This window comes from Streptomyces sp. NPDC048361 (genome assembly GCF_040651795.1).
Taxonomy (GTDB): Bacteria; Actinomycetota; Actinomycetes; order Streptomycetales; family Streptomycetaceae; genus Streptomyces.
On sequence record NZ_JBEZKW010000005.1, the window covers coordinates 43,748 to 58,686 of the forward strand.

General features: G+C 70.9%; 14 protein-coding genes and 2 pseudogenes. 8 read left to right on the plus strand and 8 right to left on the minus strand.

Features of this window, described 5'->3' with window-relative positions; translation table 11 throughout:
• Positions 1–14: 14 nt before the first annotated feature.
• The 4 genes and pseudogenes from AB0D31_RS04380 to AB0D31_RS04395 form a co-directional block, all read right to left on the minus strand.
• Positions 15–110, minus strand: a pseudogene (locus tag AB0D31_RS04380) (GntR family transcriptional regulator); the annotation flags it as partial.
• 133 nt (positions 111–243) lie between these two features.
• Entirely contained in the window at positions 244–690 is a 447-nt protein-coding gene (locus AB0D31_RS04385; protein WP_362716807.1) for a DUF6304 family protein, read from the minus strand.
• A 262-nt stretch (positions 691–952) separates the two neighbouring features.
• Positions 953–1,984 (minus strand): polyprenyl synthetase family protein, encoded by a 1,032-nt coding sequence (locus AB0D31_RS04390; protein ID WP_362716810.1) that lies wholly within the window; start codon positions 1,982–1,984, stop codon positions 953–955.
• A gap of 113 nt (positions 1,985–2,097) precedes the next feature.
• A complete protein-coding gene (locus AB0D31_RS04395) occupies positions 2,098–3,495 on the minus strand; it encodes a family 2B encapsulin nanocompartment shell protein (RefSeq protein WP_362716812.1) in 1,398 nt (465 codons plus the stop codon).
• Positions 3,496–3,731: 236 nt separating this feature from the next.
• On the opposite strand from AB0D31_RS04395, the pseudogene AB0D31_RS04400 reads away from it, so the two are divergent.
• The 3 genes and pseudogenes from AB0D31_RS04400 to AB0D31_RS04410 all read left to right on the plus strand — a co-directional run.
• Positions 3,732–4,772, plus strand: a pseudogene (locus AB0D31_RS04400) (FAD-binding oxidoreductase); the annotation flags it as partial.
• A gap of 139 nt (positions 4,773–4,911) precedes the next feature.
• Positions 4,912–5,502, plus strand: a complete 591-nt coding sequence (locus AB0D31_RS04405) for a peptidoglycan recognition family protein (protein ID WP_362716815.1) — start codon at positions 4,912–4,914, stop codon at positions 5,500–5,502.
• Between the two features lie 37 nt (positions 5,503–5,539).
• Positions 5,540–6,421, plus strand: coding sequence for a pyridoxal-phosphate dependent enzyme (locus AB0D31_RS04410; RefSeq protein WP_362716818.1), 882 nt, complete (start codon positions 5,540–5,542; stop codon positions 6,419–6,421).
• Positions 6,422–6,608: 187 nt separating this feature from the next.
• Here AB0D31_RS04410 and AB0D31_RS04415 read toward each other — a convergent pair whose 3' ends face one another.
• The gene (locus AB0D31_RS04415) at positions 6,609–8,207 is read right to left on the minus strand and encodes a Na+/H+ antiporter (RefSeq protein WP_362716821.1); all 1,599 of its coding nucleotides are present in this window, start codon (positions 8,205–8,207) and stop codon (positions 6,609–6,611) included.
• A gap of 55 nt (positions 8,208–8,262) precedes the next feature.
• Between AB0D31_RS04415 and AB0D31_RS04420 the strand changes: the two genes are divergently transcribed.
• From AB0D31_RS04420 to AB0D31_RS04430, 3 genes are all read left to right on the plus strand, one after another.
• Positions 8,263–8,523, plus strand: coding sequence for a UBP-type zinc finger domain-containing protein (locus AB0D31_RS04420; protein WP_362716824.1), 261 nt, complete (start codon positions 8,263–8,265; stop codon positions 8,521–8,523).
• Between the two features lie 256 nt (positions 8,524–8,779).
• Positions 8,780–9,193: an anti-sigma regulatory factor gene (locus AB0D31_RS04425; protein WP_362716826.1), complete on the plus strand. Its 414-nt coding sequence runs from the start codon at positions 8,780–8,782 to the stop codon at positions 9,191–9,193.
• A 14-nt stretch (positions 9,194–9,207) separates the two neighbouring features.
• The gene (locus AB0D31_RS04430) at positions 9,208–10,140 is read left to right on the plus strand and encodes an RNA polymerase sigma factor SigF (RefSeq protein ID WP_362716829.1); all 933 of its coding nucleotides are present in this window, start codon (positions 9,208–9,210) and stop codon (positions 10,138–10,140) included.
• 100 nt (positions 10,141–10,240) lie between these two features.
• On the opposite strand, the gene AB0D31_RS04435 is transcribed toward AB0D31_RS04430, so the two are convergent.
• Positions 10,241–10,675 carry a hypothetical protein gene (locus AB0D31_RS04435; RefSeq protein WP_362716832.1) on the minus strand — a complete coding sequence of 145 codons (435 nt, stop codon included), beginning with the start codon at positions 10,673–10,675 and terminating at the stop codon, positions 10,241–10,243.
• 96 nt (positions 10,676–10,771) lie between these two features.
• Between AB0D31_RS04435 and AB0D31_RS04440 the strand changes: the two genes are divergently transcribed.
• Positions 10,772–11,737, plus strand: coding sequence for a diacylglycerol kinase family protein (locus AB0D31_RS04440; RefSeq protein WP_362716835.1), 966 nt, complete (start codon positions 10,772–10,774; stop codon positions 11,735–11,737).
• Positions 11,738–12,057: 320 nt separating this feature from the next.
• Positions 12,058–12,315, plus strand: coding sequence for a WhiB family transcriptional regulator (locus tag AB0D31_RS04445; protein WP_004937597.1), 258 nt, complete (start codon positions 12,058–12,060; stop codon positions 12,313–12,315).
• Positions 12,316–12,557: 242 nt separating this feature from the next.
• Here AB0D31_RS04445 and AB0D31_RS04450 read toward each other — a convergent pair whose 3' ends face one another.
• Together AB0D31_RS04450 and AB0D31_RS04455 are read right to left on the minus strand one after the other, a co-directional pair.
• Positions 12,558–14,024, minus strand: a complete 1,467-nt coding sequence (locus AB0D31_RS04450; protein ID WP_362717093.1) for a PAS domain-containing sensor histidine kinase — start codon at positions 14,022–14,024, stop codon at positions 12,558–12,560.
• Between the two features lie 303 nt (positions 14,025–14,327).
• Positions 14,328–14,939: a TetR/AcrR family transcriptional regulator gene (locus AB0D31_RS04455; protein WP_362716838.1), complete on the minus strand. Its 612-nt coding sequence runs from the start codon at positions 14,937–14,939 to the stop codon at positions 14,328–14,330.

Consider the following 14,939-nt stretch of genomic DNA (forward strand, 5'->3'; position numbering starts at 1 on the left):
CAATCCCCACACCCAAGCTCGATCAGCCCCTCCTCGCGCATGCGCTGGTAACCCCTCAGCGCCGTACGGAGGTTGACGCCCAGCGGGTCCGCGAGGGAGCGGGCCTACGGGCTTGAGGAGGGGTGCGGAGGGGCGGGGGCCGGGAAGATCGGAGCGGCCGCCCTGCACCGCGGAGTCCTGGGGACTCCCCGATGCGCGGCGGCCGCGTGAGGAACGGGGGGAGGGGGCTAGGGCAGGGACGGGCTAGATCGCATCCAGGGGCGACCGCTGGAGGCTTGAGCCGGACGGGAGTTGGCGCCGGATGTCGTCGAGCACCGAGCCGAAGTCGAGCTCCGCCCGGCCGCTGGCGTACACCGCTCCCCCGAAGTGCAGCGCGACCCCGAGGTCCGGCTCCGGCGGCTTGAGGGAGAGCAGACAGCTGAGCGTGGCCTCCTGAACGGCGCCGTCGTCCGAAGCGACGGGCACGGGCATGTCCCATTCGAGTACGAAGTCCCGGAGGTTGCCGCCGTCGAGCGCGAAGGTGCCGCTCTCCGTCGGTATCCCCGGCACCGGGCCGAGCGAGTCGAAGCTCGCTCCGGCGAAGTCGACCCCCCTGATGCGGGTCCGCAGTTGCGTCCCGTCAGTGGTGATCGTCAGCGCTTCTGATCCTAGGCGGTCGCGATACCAACCCGCCCATGACTGTGGTGTCATGGGCGGAGATTAGCGGCGTACCCGGCCGTTCGTCACAGGGGGTGACCGAAATGGGTGTTACCGCCGCCTTGCGTACTTTGACACGACCGCCCCGTTGTCGCACGTTCGCGACCCACTCAACTCGAAGCGGCGGGCGGCGAATTCACCCGGGACGATCTTGCTTCCGGCGCCTGACCGGGCATCGGGTAGGGCTGAGGTTCCGCGCCGTTGACGCGCAGTGAACACGGGCGGCGGGGCGCGTTCGCCGGCACCCCCATACGCCTCAGCCGCTGCGGCGGGTGACGAACTCGGCCAGGGCCAGTAGTTCACCTGCCGCCGTGAGGTCGGGTACGGCGCCCGCGAGGTGGTCGACGGCGCGGGCCATCCGGTCAGCGGCGTGGAGCTGGGCCCAGTCGCGGCCGCCCGCCCGCTCCACCGCGTCGGCCGCCTCGCGCACCGCGCCCTCCCCCATCGCGCCTTCGTACAGGGCGGCGAGTTCGACCGCGGCCGGGGTGCCCGAGCCGAGCGCGGCGACGACGGGCAGCGACTTCCCGTGGGCGGCGAGGTCGGCGCCGGCGGGTTCCCCGGCATGCCCCGGGTCGCCCCAGATCCCGATGAGGTCGTCGATGAGCTGGAAGGCGAGCCCGGCCTCGCGGCCGAACGCGTCCATGGCGGCGACCTCCTCCTCGCCCGCACCGGCGTACAGCGCCCCGAGTGCGCAGGCGCATCCGAGCAGCGCGCCGGTCTTCGCCATCGCCATCGCGAGGCATGCGTCGAGCGAGACGTCGTGCGGGGCCCGGCGCTCGAAGGCGCGGTCGGCCTGCCGGCCCGCGCGGAGTTCGACGACGCAGGCGGCGAGCCGGGCCGAGGCCGCGGCCGCCGCGGGGTGGCCGTCCTCGGCGATGAGACGCGGCGCGAAGGCGAGCAGCGCGTCGCCCACGACGACGGCGTCCGGAATGCCGAAGGCGGTCCGGGCGGTGGGGCGGTGGTGTCGTGTGGCGTCCGCGTCGATGACGTCGTCGTGGAGCAGGGTGAAGGTGTGGAGGAGCTCCACGGCGGCCGCCGCCCGCACCGCCGCTTCGGGGCGGCCGCCGAACGCGGTCGCGGCGGCGAACACGAGGGCCGGGCGGATCGCCGTGCCCGCCCGGGCGCCGGGCGGGGCGCCGTCGGTGCGCTCCCAGCCGAAGTGGTCCAGGGCGACCCGGCGCATGGATGTGGGCAGCGATTCGACGGTGGCGCGCAGGTGGGGCGTGATGACGGCGCGGGTCCGCGCCAGCAGCTCGACGGCCTCACGGCCCTCCATGGCATCCGGCATCGCCAACTAGGGTGACCTTTCTCGCGGTTGACACGGACGCCGGGCCGGGGCGCACCACGCCGGGGCACGCCCGGACCGGGCACACCACGTGGGGACACCCCCGGACCGTGATCTCACCGCCAGCGGCTGACCTCGACGTTCTCCAGGACGCCGAGCGCGTCGGGCACCAGGATGGCGGCCGAGTAGTAGGCCGTGACCAGGTAGGAGATGATCGCCTGCTCGTCGATGCCCATGAAGCGGACCGAGAGGCTCGGCTCGATCTCGTCCGGGATGCCCGACTGCTGGAGCCCGATGACGCCTTGTTCGGCCTCGCCGGTACGCATGCAGATGATCGAGGTCGTACGGGCCTCGCTCACCGGGATCTTGTTGCACGGGAAGATCGGCACACCTCGCCAGGCCATCACATGGTTGCCCGCGACCTCCACGGACTCCGGCACCAGGCCGCGCTTGTTGCATTCGCGGCCGAAGGCGGCGATCGCGCGGGGGTGGGCGAGGAAGAGCTTGTTGCCGCGGCGGCGCGAGAGCAGCTCGTCCATGTCGTCGGGGCTCGGTACACCGTCGTGCGGCTGGAGCCGCTGGCCGTAGTCGCAGTTGGTCAGGAGGCCGAACTCGCGGTTGTTGACGAGCTCGTGTTCCTGGCGCTCGCGCAGCGCCTCGACGGTGAGCCTGAGCTGGTGCTCGGTCTGGTTCATCGGCTGGTTGTAAAGGTCGGCCACCCGGCTGTGGACCTTCAACACCGTTTGCGCGACCGAGAGTTCGTACTCGCGGGGCGATCCCTCGTAGTCGACGTACGTGTGCGGGATGACCGCTTCGCCGACATGGCCGGCGGAGAGGTCGATCGCCGCCTCGCCGTAGGTGTTGGTGCGCTGCTCCGGCAGCCCCGAGACCGCCGTGAGGTGCGCGTGCAGCGACTCGGAGCGCTCGGCGAGGTTGAGCACGTCGGCCCGGGTCAGGACCAGGACGGTGCACGCGGTGGTGGCCCGGACCGTGCACTCCCAGGTGGCGTCGCCCGAGACCAGGGCCTGGTCGCCGAAGTACGCCCCGTCGGCGAGGAAGCCGAGCCCGGTCTCGTCGCCGTACTGGCCGGTGCCGACCTTCTCGACCCTGCCGTGCGCCAGCAGGAAGACGCGGTCCGTGACATCGCCCGAGGCGGCGATGGTCTCGCCCGCCGCGAACTCGCGCTGTTCGCAGCGGGTGGCGAGCTCACCGAGCACCGTCTCGTCCTCGTACTCCCGCAGGGCGGGCAGCTCGCCCAGTTCGGCCGGGATGACGGTGACCCGCTCCCCGGTCTGGACGAAGGTGATCCGCCCGTCGCCCACGGAGTAGCTGAGCCGTCGGTTGACCCGGTACGTACCGCCCTGCACCTGCACCCACGGCAGCATGCGCAGCAGCCAGCGGGAGGTGATCTCCTGCATCTGGGGGGCGGACTTGGTGGTGGTCGCCAAGTTCCGCGCGGCGGCTGTGCCGAGACTCTGCTGTGCGCGGTTCTCGGGACCTGCCTCGACCGACATGTGACTCCTTCTGGGCGCTCTCACGATCTTCAAGCTGCAGCGCCGAGAACCCTTCCATTACGGAGAGTCGACACGCCATTACTCAAACGAGTGGGATTGGAGTGCCGACGAGCCGGGAAGTCGCCGCGAAGCGCTCGAACAGGGCCCGCACACACCCGCGGCCGAGCGGGCGCCTGGACCAGCCCGGTCCCGCCGACCGGCCTTCCCCCACCATGTCCGCCTCCATGTGCGCCCACCATGTCCGCCTCCATGTCCGCGCCACGTACCTGGTCGACCACCCCGACGAGCGCCCGGACGTGATGCTCGGCCGCATCGCCCACAAGCACGCCTCGCTCGGTGTCACCGCCGAGCAGTACGAGGTCGTGCACGAGCACCTGTTCGCCGCGATCGCGGAGGTGCTCGGGGAGGCCGTGACCGCCGAGGTGGCCGCGGCGTGGGACGAGGTGTACTGGCTGATGGCGAACGCCCTCATCGCGATCGAGGCCCGCCTCTACGCGGAGCGGGGTGTGCTCGCGGGCGACGTCTGGCGCGAGTGGACCGTGGCCGGCCGCACCGAGGAGACCGCCGACTGCGCCACCTTCCGGCTGCGCCCCGCCGACGGCGCGCCCGCGCCCGCCTTCACACCCGGCCAGTACGTCTCCGTACAGGTCGAACTGGCCGATGGCGCGCGGCAGATACGCCAGTACAGCCTGAGCTCGGCGCCCGGCGGCCAGCTGCGCTCGATCACCGTCAAGCGCGTCACGGGCACGCCCGACGGTCGCGTCACGGGCACGCCCGACGGTGAGGTTTCCGGCCACCTCCACGCGCATCTGCGCGAGGGCGACTCGCTGCGTGTCTCGGCCCCGTACGGCGATCTCGTGCTCGATGCGGACGGGGCCCCGCTGCTGCTCGCGTCGGCGGGGATCGGCTGCACGCCGATGGTGTCGATGCTGGAGCAGCTCGCGGCCACCGGCCACCGCTCGCCGGTGACCGTGGTGCACGGCGACCGCTCCCCCGCCGCGCACCCGCTGCGCGAGGACCACGCGGCGCTCACCGCCAAACTCCCCGACGCGGCGGCCCACTTCTGGTACGAGGACCCCGAGCCCGGCCACCCCGCCGACCGCACCGGCCTGGTCGACCTGACGGCGCTGCCGGTCCCGTCCGGCACCCGCGCCTACCTCTGCGGCCCGCTCCCGTTCCTGCGCTCGGTCCGCACCCAGCTGCTCGCCAAGGGGGTGGCCGCCGCCGACATCCACTACGAGGTCTTCGGCCCCGACCTCTGGCAGGCCCACGCCTGACGCGGCGCACGGCGGCGGCGGCGAGGGGGTCCGGAGTGTCCGGATCGACTCGCTCACCAAACCGAACAGATCGCCCCATAGGGGGAGTTGGGGTACAAGCGGTACGAGATGTTCTGCACCGCTCTGGAAGGAGGCGGCCATGGCCCCACCCATGTCCGCAGACCAGTTCCTCGCCGCCCTGCGCGCCGAGGGCCTCACCGTCGTCGAGGTCGGCCAGTGGCGCAGCCACAACCGGGCCGGCCACGGCGGCTGGGGCCCGATCAACGGCGTCGTCATCCACCACACCGCCACGCACGGATCCGACGCCACGGTCCGTCTCTGCTACGACGGCTACGAGTCACTGCCCGGCCCGCTCTGCCACGGCGTGATCACCAAGGACGGCCGGGTACACCTCGTCGGCAACGGCCGCGCCAATCACGCGGGGGCCGGTGACGCGGACGTGCTGCGCGCGGTGATCGCCGAGAAGCGGCTGCCGCCGCCGGTGCGCAACGACACCGACGGCAACACGCACTTCTACGGCTTCGAGTGCGAGAACCTCGGCGACGGCGAGGACCCGTGGCCCCAGGCGCAGCTCGACGCGATCGAGAAGGCCGCGGCCGCCGTGTGCCGCCACTACGGCTGGACCGAGCGTTCCGTCATCGGTCACAAGGAGTGGCAGGTCGGCAAGGTCGATCCGCGCGGCTTCACCATGGACTGGCTGCGCGAACGCGTGCACGAGCGGCTGAAGTGACCCTGTGCGTGAGACGTGGTGACGTGACAATGGACGCATGAACCCCGAAACGCTCGCCCCCCGCCTGCCCTCCCCCCTGGAGGAAGCGGTGGACGAGCGTTTCGCGCGGCACGGGGTGCGGCTGTTCCTCAAGCGGGACGACCTGATCCACCCGGACCTGGTCGGCAACAAATGGCGCAAGCTCGTGCTGAACCTTCGGGCGGCGGCCGGCCGGCCCGTCCTCACCTTCGGCGGTGCCTACTCCAACCACCTGCGGGCGACCGCGGCCGCCGGGCGTCTCCTCGGCTTCCCCACGATCGGCGTCGTCCGGGGCGACGAACTGGCGGGCCGCCCGCTCAACGACTCCCTCGCCCGGTGCGCCGCGGACGGCATGCGGCTCCACTTCGTCGACCGCGCGACCTACCGCCGCAAGTCCTCGCCCGACGTGCTGGCGGACCTCCTCGACCTGCTCGGCCGTGACGCGTACGTCGTGCCCGAAGGCGGCAGCAACTCCCTGGCGGTACGCGGCTGTACGGCGCTCGGCGAGGAGCTGCGCGGGGTCACGGACGTGGCCGGGGTGGCCTGCGGCACGGGCGGCACCCTGGCCGGCCTGGCCGCCGGGCTCGCCCCGGGCCAGCGGGCGATCGGCGTACCGGTCCTGAAGGGAGCCTTCCTGACCTCGGAGATCCGCACCCTCCAACAGTCGGCCTTCGGCGGCCCCCGCGGCACCTGGACCCTGGAGGACCGCTTCCACTTCGGCGGGTACGCACGTGTCCCGCGCGAACTCGACGCGTTCGCGCGGGACTTCGAGGAGCGGCACGGGGTCGGGGTGGAGCGGGTGTATGTGGCGAAGCTGCTGTACGGGTTGGTCAGCTTGGCGCAGGAGGGAGCGTTCGCGCGCGGAGCGCGGGTGACAGCGGTGATCACGGGCCACCCCTGACCGCTCGGCCCCGCCCGACAGGGCCCCCTCAACCCGCCCTACCACTCGACCCCGGCCGACAGGGCCCCCTCAACCCACCTAACCGCTCGGCCCTGGCCGACAGGGGCCACCTCAGCCCGTCCGGCGATTGAGGACGAGCGCTCTTCAGGCGCGAACGGGGTCTGGGGCGGAGCCCCAAGGGGTGGGGTCAGGGTTCGCCCTCGCGGTAGGCCGCGGCCTCTTCCAGGTCCAGCCGGCGCAGCAACGTCCGCATCATCTCGTCATCGATCCGCCGAGCATCCCGCAGGGAAACGAACACCTCCCGCTCCGATTCGATCATCGCGCGCGAAAGCCGACGGTACGTGTCGTCCGCCGACTCCCCCGTCGCCTCGTTGACCGCCCCGAGCCGCTCCCACACCGCGTTGCGCCGCCGCTCAAGCACCGTCCGCAGCCGCGCGGCGAGCGGCGGCGGCAGGGCGTTGCGCTCATCGGTGAGCAGTTCGTCGAGGCGGGCCTCGGCCGCGCGTGAGGCCTCGCTCTGGGCCTGCGCCTCGGCGAGCGTCTCGGCCTGGGCGTCGCGCCCGGGAAGCTTGAGCAGCCGGATCAGCGGCGGCAGGGTCAGGCCCTGCACGACGAGCGTGCCGATCACCGTCGTGAAGGTCAAAAAGAGCACCAGGTTGCGCGCGGGGAACGCCGAACCGTCCTCCATGGTCAGCGGGATGGAGAAGGCGATGGCGAGCGAGACCACGCCGCGCATCCCGGCCCACCCCACGATCACCGGCGCCGTCCAGTCGACCTCGGGCTCCCGGCTCCGTACCTTCTCGGACAGCGCGCGCGGCAGGAACGTAGCCGGAAAGACCCAGACGAACCGGGCCGCCACCACCAGAGCGAACACCCCCACCGCGTACCAGACCGCCTCGCCGACCCCGTACTCCCCAAGTCCCTTGAGCACCACCGGCATTTGCAGCCCGATCAGCGCGAACACCGCCGATTCGAGAAGGAAGGCGACCATCTTCCAGACCGCCTCCTCCTGAAGCCGGGTCGCGAAGTCGACCTGCCAGGAGCGGTGTCCGAGGTAGAGCGCGACGACCACGACGGCGAGCACCCCCGACGCCCCGACCTGCTCCGCCGCCGCGTAGGCGATGAACGGGATGAGCAGCGAGAGGGTGTTCTGGAGCAGCGCCTCGTGCAGATGGCGGCGGAGCCAGTGGATCGGCAGCATGAGGACGAGTCCGACCCCGATGCCGCCGACGGAGGCGAGCGCGAATTCCTTGAGCCCGCCGCCCCAGGTGGCTCCCGCCCCGACGGCCGAGGCGAGCGCCACCTTGTACGCGGTGATCGCGGTCGCGTCGTTCACCAGGGACTCGCCCTGGAGGATCGTGGTGATGCGGCTGGGCAGCCGCAGCCGGCGCGCGATGGCGGTGGCCGCGACCGCGTCGGGCGGCGCGATCACCGCGCCGAGCACGAGCGCCGCGGTGATCGGCAGATCGGGCACGAGCAGATACGCGAGGTAGCCGACCACCACCGTCGCGAACAGGGTGTAACCGACGGAGAGCAGCGCCACCGGCCGCAGGTTGGCGCGCAGATCGAGGTAGGAACTCTCCAGCGCCGCCGTGTGCAGCAGCGGGGGCAGTACGAGCGGCAGCACGATGTGCGGGTCGAGGGTGTACGCGGGGACGCCGGGCACGTACGCCCCGATCAGCCCCACCGCCACCAGGAGCAGCGGCGCCGGCACCGGTGTCCTGCGCGCCCCTCCCGCGACCGCCGCGCTCGCCGCGATCAGTGCCACCAGCGGCAATGCATCCATCAGACCGTCCGTCCCCACTCACCCGCGCCGGGCGCTCCGTCGTAACCTGGCCATCATGAGCGAGTGTCCGCACGTTGCAGAACTGCCGCGCCCCGAGCCGTCCCCGCTGAACGACACCTGCCCCGAGTGTCTGAAGGAGGGTACGCACCCCGTCCAGCTGCGCCTGTGCCTGGTCTGCGGTCACGTCGGCTGCTGTGATTCGTCGCCCAACCAGCACGCCACGGCCCACTTCAAGGAGACCGGGCACGCGGTGATGCGGACCTTCGAGCCCGGTGAGAGCTGGCGCTGGTGTTTCGTCGACGGACTGCTGGTGTGACGGCGGGGGTTCGACGCCCCGGTGCCTGGGTACGTCAACCCGGTCCCGGTTCACAGCAATTGGGCACTGCAAACCTCTAGCCACTGTCCGTACTCATAGGCTTACCATGAGTGACAGCCGCCGGGAGAGCTTCCGGCGACAGGGCACCATGGATCGCGATAGCGTCGCCAGTCCAGGTACGGACCCCGTACCCACGGCCCGGGACTTCTCCCCTCCCCGGGCCCCGACAGAGCTTTGTGCCACCTTGGAGGTGAGGGTGTCCCAGATCGCAGGCGAGCCCGGGAATCAGGACTTCGTAGAAGTCCGGCTGCCGGCCGCGGGTGCCTACCTGTCAGTGCTGCGTACGGCCACGGCCGGCCTCGCGGCACGTTTGGACTTCACCCTCGACGAGATCGAGGATCTGCGCATCGCGGTCGACGAGGCCTGCGCGATCCTGCTCCAGCAGGCCGTACCGGGCTCCGTGCTGAGCTGTGTGTTCCGCCTCGTCGACGACTCACTGGAGGTCACGGTCGCGGCCCCGACCACCGACGGCCGGGCCCCGGAGCGTGACACCTTCGCCTGGACGGTGCTCTCCGCCCTGGCCGGCAAGGTCGACTCCTCCGTGGCCGACGACCGTACGGTCTCCATCAGCCTGTACAAACAGCGCGGCGCGGGACCCGGACCGGCGTGAGCGGGGAGGGTCCGGTGCGGGACGACGAGCGCATCCCCGACGTGCCGCGCTCCGCGGACATCCCGGAGCAGCAGGCCCGGCCGCACCCGGTGGACAGCCCTGTGGACGGCCCAGATGGCCTTTTGTACGCGGCGGAGCAGGCAGAGCGGGCGGCCTTTATGAGCGAGCACATCGAGCACAGGCACCACGATCCACATGATCGCAGCGGGGCGCGGGTGATGTTCGTCGAGCTGCGCAAGCTGCCCGAGGGCTCGCCGGAAAAGGCCGAGCTGCGCAACAGGCTGGTACGGATGCATCTGCCGCTGGTCGAGCATCTGGCGCGGCGCTTCCGCAACCGGGGTGAGCCGCTCGACGATCTGACCCAGGTCGCCACGATCGGTCTGATCAAGTCGGTGGACCGCTTCGACCCCGAGCGGGGCGTGGAGTTCTCCACGTACGCGACGCCCACCGTCGTCGGCGAGATCAAGCGGCACTTCCGCGACAAGGGCTGGGCGGTGCGGGTGCCGCGCCGGCTCCAGGAGCTGCGGCTCGCGCTGACCACGGCGACCGCGGAGCTCTCCCAGCAGCACGGCCGCTCACCGACGGTGCACGAACTGGCCGAGCGGCTCGGCATTTCCGAGGAAGAGGTCCTGGAGGGCCTGGAGTCGGCCAACGCCTATTCCACGCTCTCGCTCGACGTGCCGGACACGGACGACGAGTCGCCGGCGGTGGCGGACACCCTGGGCGCGGAGGACGAGGCGCTCGAAGGCGTCGAGTACCGCGAGTCGCTCAAGCCGCTCCTCGAAGACCTTCCACCGCGCGAGAAGCGGATCCTGCTGTTGCGCTTCTTCGGCAACATGACCCAGTCGCAGATCGCGCAGGAGGTCGGCATCTCGCAGATGCACGTCTCACGTCTGCTGGCGCGCACGCTCGCGCAGCTGCGGGAGCGGCTGCTCGTGGAGGAGTAGACGCGCGCCTCATCACCTACGGCTGCGGGGCCGGAGGCATTGCCTCCGGCCCCGCAGCCGTGTCCCCCATGGGGGCTGGACGTCGCGCATCTACGTGGGACTAGGCGTCGCGCACCGGTCCGCGGATGCCGAGCGCCTCGGTGGTGGCGGGGTTGACCAGGAGGACGAGCGCCGTGATGGCCACCGCCGCGAGCACGATGCCCGCGGGGATCCACGGGGCGCCGTCGGAGCGCAGGAACATCCAGGCGATCGGCAGCGCCATGATGTGGGTGATCATCGAGGGGCCCCGGCTCCAGCGGCGGCGGAGCAGCAGGCCCCGGGCGGCGATCAGCGGGATCAGGCCGAGGACCACGAGGGTCACCCCGCCGGTCTCGGCCTGGGTGGGCCGGTCCGGCTTGCCGGTCAGGCCCATCACGAGCATGAAGAGGCCACCGGCGACCAGGGCGAGCCCTTCGAGCGCGGACAGCGCGGCCGCGGCGGTCAGCCGGCCGGGGCGCGGTCCGACGGGGGCTTCGGAGGTCTGCTCTGTACTCACCCCGCCAGGGTAGCCCGGAGCCGTCGGGCCTCTCGGAGGGCCGGCCGGTCCGGCCCACGTACGTCCCGATACCCCCCGGTAGGTAGGCTGGCGCCCATGCGTGCACTTCTCGTGGTCAACCCGGCGGCTACCACCACCAGTGCGCGCACGCGTGACGTCCTCCTGCACGCGCTCGCCAGCGAGATGAAGCTGGAGGCGGTCACCACCGAGTACCGGGGGCACGCCAAGGACCTCGGGCGGCGGGCCGCCGAGAGCAGTGACATCGATCTCGTGGTGGCGCTCGGCGGCGACGGCACGGTCAACGAGGTCGTGAACGGGCTGCTGCACAACGGCCCGAGTCCCGAACTCCCGGAATTCGCGGTGGTCCCCGGCGGCTCGACCAATGTCTTCGCGCGCGCCCTCGGCCTCCCCAATGACGCTGTGGAGTCGACCGGTGTCATTTTGGATGCGTTGCGCGAGGAACGGAGCCGGACGGTGAGCCTGGGGCTCGCCTCCGGGGTGCCGGGCAGCGTGGACGAGGGCGTTCCCGAACGCTGGTTCACTTTCTGTGCCGGGTTCGGATTCGACGCGGGTGTGGTGGGCCGGGTCGAACAGCAGCGGGAGCGCGGAAAGCGCTCGACGCACGCCCTCTATTTGCGCCAGGTGGCGCGCCAGTTCTTCGGCGAGCCCCACCGCAGACACGGCCAGATCACGCTGGAGCGGCCGGACGTGGAGACGGTCGAGGATCTCGTCCTGTCGATAGTCTGCAACACCTCTCCCTACACCTACCTGGGCAATCGTCCGCTGTACGCGTCCACCGAGGCCTCCTTCGAGACGGCGCTGGACGTCCTGGCGCTGACCCGGATGACCACACCGTCGGCGACCCGTTACGCGACCCAGTTGCTCACTTCCACGCCAGATCGCGGTCCGCGCGGCAAGCACGCCGTATCACTGCACGACTTGACGGACTTCACCTTGCATTCCAAGGCCCCGCTCCCGTTCCAGATGGACGGTGACCACCTGGGCCTGCGTACTAGCGTCGCGTTCACAGGCGTACGCCGTGCACTGCGTGTGATTGTGTGAGTGGAAGGGCCCAAAGTCCTTTCACTCGAACGTTTAGGCTGGCATCCACCCCATGGAAGTACGACTGTGACCCAGTCGACACCGAGGAATCCAAAAAAACTTTCCTGAAGGGGTTGTATCCGCCGCCGAGGTTTGCGAATCTCTACATGGCGATCGGGACGGCCCGCAACACCGGCCTCCACTGAAAGCCAGAACCCCTCCTCAAAACCAGGACCACCACCAGTCCAACTGGAAGATGGCCCTTCCCTTGTTGAGGGATTCGTGAAAGCGTTCACATTCACAAGCACCCCCCGCACGTAACACAAAGAGAGGTAGCAGCCATGGACTGGCGTCACAACGCCGTTTGTCGTGAGGAAGACCCCGAGCTGTTCTTCCCCATCGGCAACACCGGTCCTGCGCTGCTGCAGATCGAGGAAGCCAAGGCCGTCTGCCGCCGCTGCCCCGTCATGGAGCAGTGCCTGCAGTGGGCGCTCGAGTCCGGCCAGGACTCCGGCGTCTGGGGTGGCCTCAGCGAGGACGAGCGCCGCGCGATGAAGCGCCGTGCCGCTCGCAACCGGGCGCGCAACGCGACCGCCTGAGCCCCCACTTCCTGCCTTAGCTTCGCGCGGCGCGTACAGAGCGTACGCACTCACCGCCCCCCGAGCCGCAGCGCGCAGCAGTAACAACCCACAGCATTCGAGCCCCGAACCGTGTCTCATGGTTCGGGGCTCGCTGCTGTGTACGCCGCGCCGCATACGGTCGCGGCGGGTCGAGTACGGCGATGGGGGCGGGTCGAGTACGGCGATGAGGACCGTGTACGTCGGTGAAGGTCGGGTACGCGTTACTTCTCGGGGCCCACCGGGATGTCGAGCACGACCTTCGTGCCGCGCTCCGGTGCCGGCACCATGTCGAAGCTTCCGCCCAACTCGCCCTCGACCAGGGTCCGTACGATCTGGAGGCCCAGATTTCCGGTGCGCTGCGCGTCGAAGCCCTCGGGCAGACCCCGGCCGTCGTCCCGCACGGTGATCAGCAGCCGCGCGTCCTCGCGGGTGCCGCCGCGCAGCGCCGCGACCTCGACCGAGCCCTGGTCTCCGGGGACGAAGGCGTGCTCAAGTGCGTTCTGCAGCACCTCGGTGAGCACCATGGACAGCGGGGTGGCGACTTCCGCGTCGAGTATCCCGAAGCGGCCGGTGCGACGGCACTCGATCTTGCCCGGTGAGATCTCGGCGACCATGGCCAGCACCCGGTCGGCGATCTCGTCGAACTGGACGCGCTCATCCAGGTTCTGAGACAGCGTCTCGTGCACGATGGCGATCGAACCAACGCGCCTGACCGCCTCGTTGAGCGCTTCGCGGCCCTGGTCGGAGTCCATCCGGCGGGCCTGGAGGCGCAACAGGGCAGCCACCGTCTGGAGGTTGTTCTTCACCCGGTGGTGGATCTCCCGGATGGTGGCGTCCTTGGTGATCAACTCCCGCTCGCGGCGGCGCAGTTCGGTCACGTCGCGCAGCAGGACGAGCGAGCCGATGCGCGTCCCCTTCGGCTTGAGCGGAATGGCGCGCAGCTGGATGACCCCGTCATCGCCCTCGACCTCGGCCTCGCGGGGCGCATAGCCGCTGGCGAGTTTGGCGATGGCCTCGTCCACCGGGCCGCGCGAGGGTGCGAGCTCTGCGGTGAGCTGGCCCAGGTGCTGGCCGACCAGGTCGGACGCGAGGCCGAGCCGGTGGTAGGCGGAGAGCGCGTTGGGCGAGGCGTACTGGACGATGCCGTCCGCGTCCAGCCTGATCAGGCCGTCGCCGGCGCGGGGCGACGCGTCCATGTCGACCTGCTGGCCCGGGAAGGGGAAGGAGCCGGCGGCGATCATCTGGGCGAGGTCGGACGCGGACTGGAGGTAGGTGAGTTCGAGCCGCGAGGGTGTACGGACGGTGAGCAGGTTGGTGTTCCGCGCGATGACGCCGAGGACCCGCCCCTCCCGGCGCACCGGGATCGACTCGACGCGGACCGGAACCTCCTCGCGCCACTCCGGGTCGCCCTCACGCACGATACGGCCCTCGTCGAGCGCGGCGTCGAGGAGCGGGCGCCGGCCGCGCGGGACGAGATGGCCGACCATGTCGTCCTGGTAGGACGTGGGTCCGGTGTTGGGGCGCATCTGGGCGACCGACACATAGCGGGTGCCGTCCAGGGTGGGGACCCACAGGACGAGGTCGGCGAAGGAGAGGTCGGAGAGCAGCTGCCACTCCGAGACCAGCAGATGGAGCCACTCGAGGTCGGACTCACTCAGAGCGGTGTGCTGGCGTACGAGGTCGTTCATGGAGGGCACGGTGCGAGCGTACCCGCGTCCACCGGCGGAAATGACTGCGGGCCGCGGCGCCGGGACGGGACCCTCGACCCGTCCGGGCACCGCAGCCCGGTTGCCGGCCGACGGGTGTGCGGTCCCCTCGGCCTTCACAGAGAGGTCACGGCGCGGTCAGGGCAGAGAGCGCCGGGGCCTCGGTTCCGCCCGCCTGTGCGGGGTGGGCGGAAGTCTGATGTGTTCATTGTGGACTAGACCATTCTGCCCTGTCCATCCATGTGCACGACGCAATATTCCGTGCCGGCATCGGGGGCGCAACCCTCAGGGGCGTAGCGTCGGCGCCCCGGGCCAGACGGTCATGGCCGCCACGGCGACCGCTTCGAGGTCGGCGCGGGTGGCGCCGTCCCTGGCCTGCTGGGACATGCCCTGGAAAACCGTGGCGACGAATCGGGCGAGGGTGCCCGCGTCGGTGGTTCCAGGCAGCCGGCCCGCCTCGATGTCGGCGGCGATCCGGGTCTCGATCGCGCCGAGGCCTGCGGTGCGCTGCTCGCGCAGGGCGTCGCTGACGGCCTCGGTCGTGCAGTTGGCCGCGGCGCTGATCACCATGCAGCCGTAGGGGTGCGCCGGGTCGGTGAACTCGGCGGCGGCCTCGCGCAGCAGCCGCGCGACGCTCTCCCGCGCGGTCGGCTCCTCGGTGAGCGCCCGCGTCGCGAAGGCCCCGTGGGTGGCCTGGTAGCCGCAGAAGACCTCCTCGAAGAGGGCCTGCTTGTCCCCGAAGGCGGCGTACAGGCTGGGCGCGCCGATGCCCATGGCCCGGGTCAGATCGGCGATGGAAGTCACCTCGTAGCCGCGCCGCCAGAACTCCATCGTGGCCTGCTCCAGAGCCGTGTCCCGGTCGAAGGATCGGGGCCGCCCGCGCTGTTTCGTCGCCAT

Excerpts from the sequence above, each read along its gene's own strand:
- AB0D31_RS04385 (WP_362716807.1), bottom strand. The coding sequence starts at position 690 with ATGACACCACAGTCATGGGCGGGTTGGTATCGCGACCGCCTAGGATCA.
- AB0D31_RS04390 (WP_362716810.1), bottom strand. The coding sequence starts at position 1,984 with ATGCCGGATGCCATGGAGGGCCGTGAGGCCGTCGAGCTGCTGGCGCGG.
- AB0D31_RS04395 (WP_362716812.1), bottom strand. The coding sequence starts at position 3,495 with ATGTCGGTCGAGGCAGGTCCCGAGAACCGCGCACAGCAGAGTCTCGGC.
- AB0D31_RS04405 (WP_362716815.1), top strand. The coding sequence starts at position 4,912 with ATGGCCCCACCCATGTCCGCAGACCAGTTCCTCGCCGCCCTGCGCGCC.
- AB0D31_RS04410 (WP_362716818.1), top strand. The coding sequence starts at position 5,540 with ATGAACCCCGAAACGCTCGCCCCCCGCCTGCCCTCCCCCCTGGAGGAA.
- AB0D31_RS04415 (WP_362716821.1), bottom strand. The coding sequence starts at position 8,207 with ATGGATGCATTGCCGCTGGTGGCACTGATCGCGGCGAGCGCGGCGGTC.
- AB0D31_RS04420 (WP_362716824.1), top strand. The coding sequence starts at position 8,263 with ATGAGCGAGTGTCCGCACGTTGCAGAACTGCCGCGCCCCGAGCCGTCC.
- AB0D31_RS04440 (WP_362716835.1), top strand. The coding sequence starts at position 10,772 with ATGCGTGCACTTCTCGTGGTCAACCCGGCGGCTACCACCACCAGTGCG.
- AB0D31_RS04445 (WP_004937597.1), top strand. The coding sequence starts at position 12,058 with ATGGACTGGCGTCACAACGCCGTTTGTCGTGAGGAAGACCCCGAGCTG.
- AB0D31_RS04450 (WP_362717093.1), bottom strand. The coding sequence starts at position 14,024 with ATGAACGACCTCGTACGCCAGCACACCGCTCTGAGTGAGTCCGACCTC.
- AB0D31_RS04455 (WP_362716838.1), bottom strand. The coding sequence starts at position 14,939 with ATGGCGACGAAACAGCGCGGGCGGCCCCGATCCTTCGACCGGGACACG.